This window comes from Marinobacter sp. SS5-14b (assembly GCF_030541005.1).
Classification (GTDB): Bacteria; Pseudomonadota; Gammaproteobacteria; order Pseudomonadales; family Oleiphilaceae; genus Marinobacter.
Genome location: NZ_JASSVM010000014.1, coordinates 1 through 14,018, shown reverse-complemented (window position 1 = coordinate 14,018; position 14,018 = coordinate 1). Strand labels below are relative to the sequence as shown.

At 54.8% G+C, this 14,018-nt stretch carries 7 protein-coding genes; 1 reads left to right on the top strand and 6 read right to left on the bottom strand.

What is annotated here, in order from left to right:
* Positions 1 to 53: 53 nt before the first annotated feature.
* From astD to sstT, 5 genes are all read right to left on the bottom strand, one after another.
* A complete protein-coding gene (gene astD, locus QPL95_RS17735; RefSeq protein ID WP_303292259.1) occupies positions 54 to 1,523 on the bottom strand; it encodes a succinylglutamate-semialdehyde dehydrogenase in 1,470 nt (489 codons plus the stop codon).
* A 78-nt stretch (positions 1,524 to 1,601) separates the two neighbouring features.
* Positions 1,602 to 4,232, bottom strand: coding sequence for an AAA family ATPase (locus QPL95_RS17730; RefSeq protein ID WP_303292258.1), 2,631 nt, complete (start codon positions 4,230 to 4,232; stop codon positions 1,602 to 1,604).
* Positions 4,229 to 5,350: a DNA repair exonuclease gene (locus QPL95_RS17725; protein ID WP_303292257.1), complete on the bottom strand. Its 1,122-nt coding sequence runs from the start codon at positions 5,348 to 5,350 to the stop codon at positions 4,229 to 4,231. Before QPL95_RS17725 ends, QPL95_RS17730 begins: the two co-directional genes overlap by 4 nt.
* 84 nt (positions 5,351 to 5,434) lie before the next feature.
* Complete coding sequence (locus tag QPL95_RS17720) at positions 5,435 to 5,944, bottom strand: shikimate kinase (protein WP_303292256.1); 510 nt, start codon at positions 5,942 to 5,944, stop codon at positions 5,435 to 5,437.
* The gene (sstT, locus tag QPL95_RS17715; RefSeq protein WP_303292254.1) at positions 5,941 to 7,164 is read right to left on the bottom strand and encodes a serine/threonine transporter SstT; all 1,224 of its coding nucleotides are present in this window, start codon (positions 7,162 to 7,164) and stop codon (positions 5,941 to 5,943) included. Before sstT ends, QPL95_RS17720 begins: the two co-directional genes overlap by 4 nt.
* 268 nt (positions 7,165 to 7,432) lie before the next feature.
* Between sstT and QPL95_RS17710 the strand changes: the two genes are divergently transcribed.
* Positions 7,433 to 12,877, top strand: coding sequence for a site-specific integrase (locus tag QPL95_RS17710; protein ID WP_303292253.1), 5,445 nt, complete (start codon positions 7,433 to 7,435; stop codon positions 12,875 to 12,877).
* 71 nt (positions 12,878 to 12,948) lie between these two features.
* Here the strand turns inward: QPL95_RS17710 and QPL95_RS17705 are convergent, their stop codons facing one another.
* Entirely contained in the window at positions 12,949 to 13,815 is an 867-nt protein-coding gene (locus tag QPL95_RS17705) for a hypothetical protein (protein WP_303292252.1), read from the bottom strand.
* Positions 13,816 to 14,018: the final 203 nt, after the last annotated feature.

Sequence of the window (14,018 nt, the reverse complement as noted above, 5' to 3'; positions counted from 1 at the left end):
CCAGAAAAAACGTCACTTTTTTGACCATTAAGGAGAGAAAGAGCGCCTGAAACTCAGCTAAACTTGAGGCCGGGCGCCAAGGTTTCCGGCATAGACAACCGATCAGTCTCCATGCCGGCAACCGGATACGAGCAATAATCCGCCGCATACCAGGCACTTGCCCGATGATTGCCGCTGGCACCCACGCCGCCAAACGGCGCGGCACTGGAAGCACCGGTCAGCTGTTTGTTCCAGTTCACGATACCCGCGCGAATCCTGCTGTAGAACTCATCAAAACGTTCCTGACTGTCACTGAACAAGCCGGCCGCCAACCCAAAACGGGTATCGTTGGCCCGACGGATTGCTTCATCAAAATCCCGGTAACGGATAACCTGCAACAGCGGGCCAAATATTTCCTCATCGACCACAGGCCCCGCCGATGTTACATCAATCAAACCCGGCGTCATCAGGCCGGTGCCTGCCCGCAGCTTCTCGCAGGGCACTAATGGCAATGCTCCCTGTTTGAGCAACCGATCCTGGGCGGCCAGAATGCCAGCCGCGGCGGCCTCAGAAATAACACTTCCCATAAACGGCGCCGGGTCATCGAAAGCTCCACCGACCTGTATCGCCCTGACCGCCTCGGCAAGCGTTGCGATAAAGTGTTCGCCCCACTTACCCTCTGGAACCAACAGGCGCCGCGCACAGGTGCATCGCTGACCGGAGGTAATGTAAGCCGACTGAAGGGTTTCATAAACCGCAGCCGCAATATCCTCCGGCTGGTCTACGATCAAGGGGTTATTGCCCCCCATCTCCAGCGCCAGAATCTTGCCCGGGTTGCCGGCAAACTGTTTATGCAGAATGTGCCCGGTCTCGGAACTTCCGGTGAAGAACAGACCATCAATGCCCGGGTGGTTGGCCAGCGCGATGCCGGTTTCCTTCTCGCCCTGCAGCAGATTCAACACCCCTGCCGGCAAACCCGCCTGCAGCCATAGCTCTACCATTTTTCCCGCCACGGCGGGAGTGAGCTCGCTGGGCTTGAAAATAACCGTATTACCGGCAATCAGCGCCGGCACTATATGGCCGTTGGGCAGGTGTCCCGGGAAGTTATAGGGGCCGAACACCGCCACCACACCGTGGGGCTTATGGCGCAGCACGGCACGGGCACCGGCAACCTCGCTGCTGCGCTGGCCTGTGCGCTCGTCATAGGCGCGAACCGAGATCTCGACCTTCCCGATCATGGCTGCCACTTCGGTGCGAGCTTCCCACAAGGGCTTACCGGTTTCCGACGCAATACACACGGCTACGGCTTCTTTTTGTTCACCCAGCAACCCGGCAAACTGCCGGGCAACGGATACCCGCTGCTCCAGTCCTGCCGCCACCCAACGGATACTTGCCTCCCTCGCCGCGGCCACGGCCAGTTCAACCTGCTCCAAATCCGCGGCGCGCCCCTGCCAAAACACCTCTCCGGTGGCCGGGTTCAGCGATGAAAACGCCTTACCTTGCCCTTCCAGCCATTTACCATCGATTAAAACGGGGAGAGTCATTGGTTTACTCCTTTCCAGATAGCGACGATTAACGGTGGTTGTGAACCCGCTGCATGATGATTAAGAGTAGCAGACCGGCTACCCCTTCAACGCCTGAATATCCACCGGCGGCACGCCAAGGTCCTGCCACTTCTCAGGATGACAAGTGAACAGCAGTATCTGGTGCCGGCTGGCGGCATCGAACAGAATGCGCTTCATATCTTCAAGGCGGCCACGATCACTGTGCACCAGGGTGTCATCGAGAATGACCAGGGTTGGCCTTCCCGCATCCCGCAACAAATCCGCGTAGGCCAGGCGGCTGATCAACCCCATCTGCTCTCGGGCACCAAAACTCAATTCGTTCATCTGCCCCAACTCGGCGCCGCGGGTAAAGGTGCCCGGCCTGAGTTGTTCGTCCACCTCCAGAGTAGCCTGGGGAAACAGCACCGACAGATAATGATCAAGATGTTTCTGCAGAGGGGCCTGCAGGCGACGTGTCAGTGCCTGCCTTTTTTCCGTCAGCAATGTCAGCAGAAGATCCAGAGCCCTGGCCCTGCGATCAAGTTCCAGGTAGCGGCGATTACACTGTTCCAGCTCAGCCTGTTTGTCATTCAGCTGCTCTTCCAGGCCCTCAGCGCCCCAGGCCTCCAGCCTGACTCTGATATCCCTGAGTTCACGTTCCCGGCTTTCCTGGGTTTGACGAAGAGTGTTGATAGTGTTTTGGTAGCGCTCAATATCCTGCAGAAGGAGGTCCGGGCGGGCATCCCGGATTTCTCGCTCACGATTATCGAGACTGGCCTCCAGTTGCACTGTTTGTTTGACGCTATTTTCGAGGTCCTGTGCCAACGCTTGCAGCTGTTGCTGGCGCTCAGGACTTTGCTCTTCATCGGCCAGGCGCTGCCACTCTGCCTTCGCATTTTCCCTGGCCTGCTTTCGGATCAATAGTTCATTCTGGTAGCCCCGCTCCCCCGACTCCGCCTCGTCCAACTCCTTGCCAGCCCGGACGAGGGCGGCCTCCGCCTCGGCGAGAGCTGGCACGCTCTCGCCCTGCTCCGGTCGGGGTGTTGCCTGCAGCTGAACCTTAGCGCTCTCGAGTTCGCTTTCCACCTGACTTTGGCTCGACAACAACAACGCCACACCCGATGGCGCAACTTGATTCAGCAACTCTTCGGCGTGCTTCAGTGCCTGCTCCGCCGCCTCAAACGCCAACAGTCGGTCTTCCGCCTGTTCCACGGTATCCACACCCATGGCTGTGCGTTGATCATCAAACGTCTGCTGGAGAGTCTTGAGCTTTCGGCGGGTGCTGGCCAACTCGTCGCCACCCGGGGCAATCACCAGGGTGCCGACACCCGGAACACTCAGGCTGGATTCTTCCAGCAGCTGTTGCTCACCCTGCCCTTCGAGGGGCTCGTCGTTGAGGGACAATGCAGCGCCGGGTTCCAGTTGCCAGCTCAATCGCGTGGCAATGGTGCTTGAACGAATACTTGCTTCGTTCAACTGATGCGCAACCTGCTTCAGGCGTTTTACGTCGGCCGCACCAATACGATTTACTCCCAGCTGCTGCCGGGCCTGATCGACCTGATTCTGGTAGTCACGAGCCTTTGTCAGATTGCGGGTCAACAGCTGTTCTTGCTGTTCCAGGCGCTGAATGTCCACCTCAAGCCGACCCCGTGTTTCCAGCAGTCGCGCGAGCTTTATCTTCTTTTCTGCGGCGGCATAGGCTGCTTTTGCGTCACTCAGGCGATTAGCCACAACCGGGGCTTGCTGTTGAGCCAGGCTGAGCTCCTTCTCCGCCTTGTCCAGTTCCGTTTTCCGGGCGACCAGTTGCCGGCCAAGACTGTCCTGGTGCTCCTTGTTTTGCTGTAACAACCGGTGATTTTGCTGAAGCTGGGCAAGCGTGGCTTTTTCCTGGCTCTGCTGCTGCTCCAGCCGCTCGACCTGCTGGTAACGCGCCCGCGTCTGCTCCAGTTGTCGCTGCGCCTCCTCCCATGGGCGCTCTGACTGCGCGCGCTCATAGTCCTGCGACAGCTTGCCCAGCCGGTCAACCTGTTCCTGATAGCCCACAATACGATCACCTAGCTCAGCAATATCCTGCTGATGCTGGGCCCGGTCTCTTTCCAGCTGAAGGTAATCCCCCCGAGGCTTACCTGTACCGGTCAGCAGAGTGTCTCGCTGGGCTCTAATCGCATCAATGAGCTCATCGCCGCCGGAACTGGCCACCTCGCCAACGAGCGAGTTAAGCGCAGATTTCAGATGATCCCCGGCGTGCTCTACCGATTGCTCAAGATCCTGACCGGTACCCTGCTCAACCCACAGCAAACCGGGAATCCCCCAATGCTCCGCTTTGCTGACACCCCTTTTGGGGTACTGGTAGCCCAGCAATTCTGCGAGCTTTTCTTCGGCATCGTCTTCGCTGTAACTGTCGGTGCCGACGGTCAAATCGCAGCGTTTTCTCTGCAGAAAACTTTTGGTAAGACGCCAGAGCTGGCCCTGATGCTCAAAATCCAGCTCAATGGTGGGCGCTGCGGCCGAGTCACCCCAGGGGCGCAAGTCATCAACGGCGGTTGAGCGATAACGTTCAAAAAAAGCCGCACGAATGGCCCGCACCAAAGTGCTTTTGCCGGACTCATTGGGGCCATGAATGAGGTTCAGTCCGGGCTGAAGACCACCCAGCACAAAGGGCTGCCGGAACTGGCGCAGGTGCTCGATGCGGATGCGTTGCAGCTTCATTGGCGGGATTCCTCCTCACGGCCTTTTAACAACCCTGCAAGAATGGCCAGAGCATCCCGGGCGGCTTCGCTCTGATCGCCTTGCTGCCGGTCACGCAGGTTTTCGATGACTTCACCAACGTATCCATCGGCCTTCAACCCGGCAATATCGTCGTCTGTCGGCTCAAGCTGCAGCTGGCTGCGATCACAACGGATGCTCCGAAACCGGGCTTCCGCTACCGACAGTGCTCTCAGTAGCCGGGCTTCACCCGCCAGGGTGATTGAACCTTCAAGCCGAAGGTCAACCACAGAAGGATCCGGTAAGGTTTCCAGCCGCTGTAGCAGTTGATCAAGGTCCGACTCCACGGCAAGGGCCTCCCGCCACTGGTGCCACTGGTAACGACCCGTTGGTATCGAGGTGACCTCCGGCTTTGCACCCGGGCCTGCGCTGCTGACCACCAGGGCATAACCTGCCTCGTTATTCCGGAACCTTTCGGGCTCGGGCGTCCCGCTGTACCAGGTGCGGTCATTGACCTGCTTGGTGCCGTGCCAGTCCCCCAGGGCCAGATAGTCCAGCCGACTCACGTCGCTACGGTCAGGTACAATCGGATTGGTGGCATCGATATCTTCAGATAACAGACCCTGAACACTGCCGTGCGCAAGCCCGATTCTGAGCAGAGATTCCGGGGTTTCGTAATGGCTGAAAGCTTCGGTCAAATCGCCGTAGGTATGGCGCTGAGTTAACGGGGCGCAGAGTATCGCCAGGCCCTGGGGTTTCAGCGTAATCACCCCTGGCTCGAGGGCCAGGTGCACATTTTCCGGAACCGCACCGAGGCGCTGGGCCCGGGTCCACACGCTTTCAGCCAGGGCCGCATCGTGGTTTCCGGGGAGCATGACCCAGGGGCCGGAGAAGCCGCGGGTGGCATTGAACACCCGACGAACGGTGCGGTCAGACACGGTCTGCGCATCGAACACATCGCCGGCAACCAGCACCGCATCACACTGATGTTCGTTGGCCAGTTGCGCCAGCTTTTCGATGGCCTCAAACCGGGCCTCCACCAACGCCGCTCCGTCTTCCGTTTCAAAGCGGCTGTATGAGCGCCCCATTTGCCAGTCAGCCGTGTGTAAGAACGTCGGCATGCCATCCTCCATAGACAGGTCTGAAAATTTGCGCCACCCGGGCGTCAATTGACAACACTATACCGGAGTCATCGCATTCGCAGGTCAGGAAAGCCCTTCGATAACCGCCTCAGTCACCTGGTCCTGGTTCAGGCCCGCCCCCTGGATGGTCAGGTCTGCATACTTCGAATACAAAGCGAATCGCTCCTCAAACAGCTCAGCCAGAGACTGATCAGGGCGCCGGGAGATCCCCCGAAGGCTGTAATCGCCAATTCGCTCAATCACAAGCTCCAGAGAAATATCGAGGAACACCACCGTGCCGTTTGCCTTGAGGTGCGCCATGGCGGCGTGGCTGTAGACGGCACTGCCACCGGTACTGATGACCTGCCCCTGAACATCCAGATTCAACAACACTTTTTCTTCGATGTGGCGCAGGGCTTCGTAGCCATCCTGATCAACAATGTCCTGAAGGGTGCGGCCCGCTTCCTGCTGGATGAGCAGATCGGTATCAACAAACCCCAACCCCAACCGCTTGGCAACGAGAACCCCCACCGTGCTCTTGCCGCTGCCCGGCATGCCGATAAAAATGAGATTACGAGCCTGACCGTTGATCATCCGGCGCGCTCCTCCGCCGCCCGACAGGCAGCCGCAGTGAACAGCACGTCCGTGGACGAGTTCAATGCGGTTTCAGTGGAGTCCTGAACCACGCTGATCACGAATCCGATAGCGACCACCTGCATAGCCACGTCGGTGGAAATACCGAACAGGCTGGTCGCCAGGGGAATCAGCAAAAGCGAGCCGCCGGCAACGCCGGAAACACCGCAGGCCGCCAGCGACGACACAACACACAGCAACAGTGCGGTGGGGAAGTCCACAGGAATACCGAGTGTGTTCGCGGCCGCCAGGGTGATCACAGAAATCGTGATGGCGGCACCGGCCATGTTGATGGTTGCACCCAGCGGAATCGAAATGGAGTAGGTGTCCGGGTCCAGCTTCAGGCGTTCACTCAGCTCCAGGTTCACGGGAATGTTGGCAGCAGAGCTGCGTGTAAAGAATGCGGTAATGGCGCTACCCCGCAAGCAAGCGAATACCAGTGGATATGGGTTCTGACGGGTTTTCAGGAAGACGATCAGTGGGTTGGTGACCAGTGCCACGAACAACATACAGCCCACAATCACGCCAAGCAGACGGCCATAATCCAGCAGCGCACTTATTCCGGTGTCGGCAAGTGTGTTGGCCACCAGGCCAAAAATGCCCAGCGGCGCAAAGCGTATGACCAGATGAACAATACCCGAGACTGCATCTGACAAATCGTTAAGCATGGCGCGGGTGGATTCGGCGGAATTCCTGAGCATCAACCCCAGGCCAATCGCCCAGGCAAGAATAGCGATGAAATTGGCATCCATCAGAGCACTTACCGGGTTGGTGACCACACTGAGCAGCAAGTTTTTGAGAATGTCGATGATACTGCCTGGCGGGTTACCGCTGACTTCCTGCAAATCCAGAGAGAGTTCGGTGGGAAAGATAAAACTGGCAACAACCGCCACCACGGCGGCCAACAGAGTGCCAATAACATAGAGCAGAATAACACCCCGAATATGGGTAGGCTGGCCCTGCCGGTGACCGGCAATCGCCGCAGCCACCAGCACAAACACCAGAATGGGCGCCACGGCCTTCAACGCCGAGATAAACAGCTGCCCCAAGAGTGAAAATGACCCAGCGGCCTCCGGAGCAAACAGAGCAAGCAGCACGCCCGCCACAATACCTATGGAGATCTGGAAAATGAGCCCCAGGTTCAGTAGCGGGCGAACGAGAGTCTGCAGCCAAGCGGGCATAAGTAAGCTCCTATTGCTTATCAGAGAGCGGGCACAAATGCTTCACAGAACTATCTGCCACCCGGAAAGCAAAAAAGGCAGATCAGTAAGTTACTGATCTGCCTTTCTTTTATATGGTAGCGGGGGCAGGATTCGAACCTACGACCTTCGGGTTATGAGTAGGAAGCCTGAGGTACATGTTCTATGTCCTTATTTTTTCTAATTTGTGTCAAATCCACATGATAGCTATGATTATAGCAAAATCAAGCACCGGATTTGACGTAGATTTATGGCTAAAGACGGCATAACCGATTGGCACAAGAACGGGGTCGTGCCCCTCACCGAAACGACCGTAAGGCATCTTGCCTCTCGACAAGAGGTGCTCCGAAATTGGGCGCAGCAACAAGAGATCTCTGATGCGCTTGAGGCAATAGCCCTTACCTTTGGGATGTCAGAAGGATTTACCGTTATTGGCAACCTAAGCCAAGAACTGTCTCACCCTGAATCGGCCGAAATACTTAATCAATGGTCCGACGACCCAATAGTAGAAGAGCTTCAGCGGCTCAATGTCATTTACCGAAACTCGCCTGAGATCGTCACTCAATACCCACCTTATCCTCACCACGGAAACGTACAGCAAACCGCCAATCGGATGAGAAAAGAGGGAGCGGATATTGCTCAGAGGCACTTCCTATTACACTTGATTGTCACACCGCTTGCTGGTGACGGTGCAGAGTCCTCGATTCAATATATGCTCCGGAGGGCCCTTCGCCTCTGGCTGATATTTCAGGCTCTCAAAAGAACCGTTCGCCACCAGTACTGCCACGATCACCTGATCCAGAGAGCCGCCAGTTTTATCACCAAAGGGGTTTACCATAAGAATTGGAAAACCATAGACAGCCTCCTGGATCGTTGCCATCAATTACTAGGGCAAAAAGCCTCCACCCTGAGCCAATTCGCGATCGCACTGGAGCACTCGGCTCTTCAACTTAAACTTCAGAACTCCGAACAAAGCTCACAACGGTTCCTGAATGTGGTGGTTGCGATCGCTCAGGGAGAATGCGACCCACTCGAAGCCGGCTCTGAAACCGCCCAAATCACATGCGCGTTCGAGCGGCTGAAAACGGTAGAAGCATTACCTTCAGCGCTAACTTATGAGGGCGTTGCTTTTCAGAATTTTGATCTGCCTCAGGAGCAACAGGAGACCGATGACGATCCGGAGCAGGCGCTCCTATTTGAAGTGGATCCGGAGGAGAGTCCAGAGCGGCAGAGACTGACAGGTCAAAGTATACTGCTCCAATCTGCGGAACTGTCACACTATCTGCCCTGGTCCTGGGAGAAAGCACTTCCTCCGGAAATCACGGCATTGGAGGAATGGATAGAGAGCGAACTCAGTTCGAGCAGTCCCTTGTCAAATTTAGGGGGAGCCACTATTTGGCTGGCCACCCATCTATCCCGATCCCTACCGTATGTGCTCGAGTTTTCCATTTGCGAAAAGCCGGAGTCAGAGTGGTCTATCTCACCCGACTTTCGTTGGGCACACCGGCTCCCGCCAAGACGTCACAGCTCATGGTATCCAGAGGAAAAAGCCCTCCCCTGGATTAGGCGATTTGAAGATAAACTAACCTTGGAATTGCCTTCCAAGGTTCGGAAGGCCCTCCAAACGGCGCATAAGAATGCCCAAAATCACTGTCTAGCGCTGCATGACGTTTGGTATTCCGTAACGGGACAAGACCCGGAAGTCTGGTTTAACGAGGTAGCACGCAAACATTTCCCTCGCCTTTCAAGCGGCAAACTTGGCAATATTTTGCCTCAGCAAGTCTTCAATCGCACTTCGGACCACTCATTGGCTCGCCTGATATCAGCCCACCCACGATCAGCGCTGCCCGCGGCATGCGGGTATTCGAACTGGGATATTGGGGCTGTTGAGAGTGGTTTTCAGCTTCCAGTGGCGAAAAAAGAGGAGAACATCGGCGCAAGGGTTAATCTTCTCGGAAGCTTGCTCGATCCAATCGAATCGACCCTGGTAACCAGCATTGATGAAGCAACGAGAAGACTTCATGAGTCACGGACCCAGGGTGATCTGATCGCGTATCACAATACCTTGGCGAAGTACGTCGTGATGGCTCTGTATGCCGCCTCCGGAAGTCGATACCTGACGGATCCATTCGAGTCCCTTGACGCTTTTTGTGAGTCCCCACCAGCTGTCTATATCAACGACAAAGCGGATGGAGGACTCCATAATGGCCGGTTAGTCCCGCTACCCGATGGCGCGCTGGACATTTTATCCGCATATCGTTCCCATTTAGGCCAGCTTGCCGAGCGAATGGATGCCTGCCGTCCGGAACTAGCCCCCAAGATTAGATCCCTTTTGACCGAACCCACAGCAGAAATTCCACTATTTTTCTTGCTCGACAAAGAATTAAAGTGGCACCCAATCACAAAAACCGGCTTGCCAGGCGAGGACTTGTTCCAGTGGCCATTGCCGTCCAATCTATTCCGACATCGGTACACACAACAACTTGCACGAGAGGGCGTTGACAACGAGGTTATCGATGGCTGGATGGGCCACGCCGAACGCGGCGCAGCCACCTATGCAGACACGTCGGCTCGATGCTGGATGGATGACTTCATCAGCTATAAGTCCGCCGTCAACCGGTGCTTTGACCGATTGGGTTTCAACATCCCCATAGCTGCTGTGCCTCCACTGCCGGTTTTGGTCAAAAAGAACAGTGATGCCTCCTACTCGGAACCGTCGGTTTTCGGCTATAAAAAACGGGCTCGCAATCGACGCGCCGCCTTTCGAGATGCCATTCGCTCAGCTCACGAGGAGCTTGATTTGTTCATCGGGGAACAGTCCGTTGACGACCTCTCACCAGAAAAAATAGAACAAATGACCAACTTAATGCTGGTGAAGCCAAACGGACTCCCCCATCCGCAAGCAGTGCTCCGGTTTTCAGTACTGACGAAGCTCCTGGATGCGTCCCAAAACGAGCATAAAAGATTTGTGCGGCGCCGAATGACCAGATTTGAGAGTGAGCGATCCCTCCTCTCGCAACGTTGCACCTCTGCTCTTGCCCTGATGCCGTCGCTCGAGCAATGGGCCTCCAAGACCAAGCAGTCTATCCAAAAGTCCAAAATCTCGAAGACGGAATCGCTCGCTATTGCCGCAGCTCTATTGGCGATTAACAAGCGGCTTACATACCGCCGACTGCTTCAAGATGTCATGCAGGGGCGGAATTACCGTCTAATCCAACATAAGAAGCAGGTCTTTTTCGAATACAATGAGCATCTCGATCCCACAGACTATTGGATGCCCGTTCAGCGACACGAAATTGATTACAAGACAGCCAGCCTGCTTAATCACGGTATGGCCGTTAAGACGGGCGTCGACATTCAACAGGCCCCCTGCCCCAAGCATCTGGAACCGGTCGCTGAACTACTTCAGAGCAAAACCCAAAATCGGACGAATGAGCCCACTAATACAACTCTGGGCTGGGTCTTAATGGAGCTAGCGGAACTCATCAGCCAGGCTAACCTTATTCAGTTGCCTGGTCCCGTTGCAGCCGCTCTCAGTGAACGTTGCCCGCCGACCAGTCTCGGAATATGCGACTATCTGAGACTAAAGGAAGGCGTCATCTATTGCGTTCCCGACACTCAGAAAGAATCAGACTGGTTCCCTTCTCTTAAATCCATATCGATTCCTCACTGGGAGGACCCAAAACTCGGCGGAATTGATCTTCAACACAATGCCAAGTCATTCTTCAAAGGCCTCGAGGTGATCCTGGGTGATTACACTAAATCGACCAAAAACGCGAAGGAGATAGCCGCAAGGATCGACCGTTACAGCAAGGAGCACTCTCTGGAAGTCAGTACCTCGATTCTGCTGGTCGGTTATTGGTTGGCTGATCGAATTCGCAAAGGCAAGGGGAAACCTAACGCGAAACATTCTCCCTATGCCAAAAGCTCCCCTAGTCGCTACCTCACCTCGTTAAACCATGCTTTCCAAGGACTCGCCTACGACGTCGATCTAACAGTGGAGGATCAGGACTCGGTCACTGATTTATGCTCTGAGATGCTGCGCCTCAATAGTCGAGGCTCCAGGAATCCCAAGTATTTTAGTGATCGACTTAAAGAGTTCTTTGGTTGGGCAGGCCAACACGGCATCGCTGAACCCCACTGGGACGAGCTTGATTTAGGAGAGGCCCATCGTTCAGTGAAACCAGGCGTATTCACAGAAAACGAATACCTACAGTGTTTAAATAGAATCCTAAACAGTAATCATCCCGACCGAGACGCCCCCATCTTGACTGCCTTCGTGTTGTTACTGGCCTACCGTTTTGGCCTCAGAGCGCAAGAAGCACTTGGGCTAAAGCGTCGGGATTGGTGCGAGTCCGGCGGACTGCACTGGATACTGGTTCGGAACAACAGCCATCGTGGGCTGAAAACGCCCCATAGCCGACGAGCCGTTCCCCTACTGTTTACAATAACCGCAAACGAAAACCAGTTGATCGATGCTGTCCTAGCGCGCTTTGAAAGCATTGCCGGCAAGAAAGATAATGCGCCCCTCTTATGCCACCTCATCGGCACGAAAGTCGGAGTTACTCCGCTGAAAGACGCGATTCCATCGCTCATTACTCAGGAATTGAAAGAACTAACGGGTAATTCCAGGATCAGCCTGCACCATGCCAGACATTCTTTTTACAATGTCTTGGCGCCTGTGCTGTTAGGGTTGGAAACTAGCTCATCGAGTGTACTGGCGAATAAACTCAACCCAAACCAACTTCGCCAACTGATTCTGGGCGACAATCACTCGGTATCACGTCGGGCGGCCATGGCCTTGGCCCGAGCTATGGGGCATTACTCTCCCGCCACAGGCTTCCGCTCCTACAATCACCTATTGGCAGACTGGGCAGATCATCTCACTCCAGTATCTAGTCAACGGGTCCGCCAGCTCTCGCACGCCATTCAAGTAGGTGATTGGCAAGTCGCCAAGCCCAAGTCTTCCCTCAAACATCAATTCTTCATGGAACGAGAGCCACTTACACCAACGTCTGTTGTTCGCTTCATGCGACTTTTAGCACTTGGCCGAAGTTACGAAGAGGCCGAGCGAATGCTTCAGTTGCTGCCCGGCAACGCGCACAGACTGAAAATACTCTGTGAAGCAGCAAACAAAAAACTGCGTTTCAAAGTCCGAAGCGCTGCCACCCGAAAGCAAACCTGGGTTTATGGTAATGAGCAGTCGAGATTTCTTCTTAAGAGAATCGACGACGGTGCCTGGACCCGACTGATGGAGTGCGTTAAAACTTTCCCACCGTTGGACGAGATAAAGGTAGAACTGCCACCATTAAAGGCCGTTCCAAATCTGGTTGGCCGGAATGGTCATATTTTGATGGACCAGCCCGAAGAGTGTCAGCTCGTAAAACTGGTGCTCAAGCTGTTTCAAGTTACTTCGCACCAATACATTGTACTAGCTCCTCAAAACAATCCGGATGTCCAAGACTTTTTAGAAACAGAGGGATTTCAGGTATCTAACCAGTATGATCCTGACACCGGCATTAAGCGTCAGCTGGATTCCCGCTCCTACCGAGCCCCCAAAAAGCGCGATTCGCATCAACGCAGTGCTGAGTATGGAGGCATGATTCTCCACGAGACTTCACTCGGTAATATCCATCGGCGGCACGAACTCGTGATTGCGCTTTTAGTCGTCGCGGCTACCTACTGCATAGATTAATCCCCGAGAATATGCACGAATAATGATTCCGAACCTTCTAGTAAGAGCAGTATTGAGCTAATTCAACGCCGTCACTCCAGGTTGAACGCGCCACACAAGTCGCCTGCAGGTGACACATCCAGGCTAATGAGTGTCAGGGTAACTTTTCTACTACCAACATTATCCTGCCGATAGCCACGGTATCGAACCCGAAAGCCATTAAGGTAAGCCTCAGCAAACGTCTTGAAAAAACCCTGATGCGAACACAAAAACTCCAGCGGTCTCGTTGAAGTGTCTGCGTCATTGTCCGGTATGAGCGAAAGGGAATTCTTCGAAAGTGAAAACCCGTCAAGCCTCCCTACTCCCTCGATTTCTTCCACAATCGGTGCAGTATGGTGAAGTGGGGGCAGCTTTCCAGTAACGGCGATTCCTTCAAGGTCCTCAAAACTGCTGTGGACATAAAAGCCACTTTTTATAGTGGTGCTTCCATATTTTTCGCGATATTTGACGGCCTTCTCTTTGAGAAAATCAACCTCTCTCCGTTCAAGAGCGGGCTCCGGCTCAGCATGAAAAAGCGAAGCCTGTCCAAGGACTTCATGAGCTAGCACGACCACCGCTTCCCTGAATCGAGTGATTTGCTCATCCTTTACGTCCTCACCCTTAAGAAAAATTGCTGTGAATAACGGAAACCCAAAAGAGGCGGCTGGGTCCAAATAAGAGCTACTTTTAACACTCAAGTCCGTGTTTGGCGCCGTTATATCGGCGAAGCCGTTCAGTGCATCCATGAGGAAAATCTCGAATGACTGGCGCTTTGGGTTCGCAATGTCGCTACTCTCGAACTCAATTAAGCTGCCATGCGGTAGCACTGTCGGCCGCTCAGATGGGCGGATAACCGCGACCACAGACATGAGATCTTGGCGTTCCGAAACGCTTGTGTGTGCATTAGTCTCATGAATCATGGTCTGCTCTCCTGAGTTTTTCCGACGGTAGGGAGGCCCTCCGAACCCATCTAATCAAAGCGGAAATCAGATTAGCCAGGTTTCCCTATGTGTCAGCGTAGTTGTCGCCTGAATATTTCAGAGGACAACCATGCCCCATTATTCACCGGAACGTAAAGAAGCCATTCTCCAGAAGATGGCCCCACCTCACAGTCTGACTGTTG

Coding starts and splice junctions, on each gene's coding strand:
- QPL95_RS17705 (WP_303292252.1), bottom strand. CDS start 13,815: ATGATTCATGAGACTAATGCACACACAAGCGTTTCGGAACGCCAAGAT.
- QPL95_RS17730 (WP_303292258.1), bottom strand. CDS start 4,232: ATGAAGCTGCAACGCATCCGCATCGAGCACCTGCGCCAGTTCCGGCAG.
- astD (WP_303292259.1), bottom strand. CDS start 1,523: ATGACTCTCCCCGTTTTAATCGATGGTAAATGGCTGGAAGGGCAAGGT.
- QPL95_RS17720 (WP_303292256.1), bottom strand. CDS start 5,944: ATGATCAACGGTCAGGCTCGTAATCTCATTTTTATCGGCATGCCGGGC.
- QPL95_RS17710 (WP_303292253.1), top strand. CDS start 7,433: ATGGCTAAAGACGGCATAACCGATTGGCACAAGAACGGGGTCGTGCCC.
- sstT (WP_303292254.1), bottom strand. CDS start 7,164: ATGCCCGCTTGGCTGCAGACTCTCGTTCGCCCGCTACTGAACCTGGGG.
- QPL95_RS17725 (WP_303292257.1), bottom strand. CDS start 5,350: ATGCCGACGTTCTTACACACGGCTGACTGGCAAATGGGGCGCTCATAC.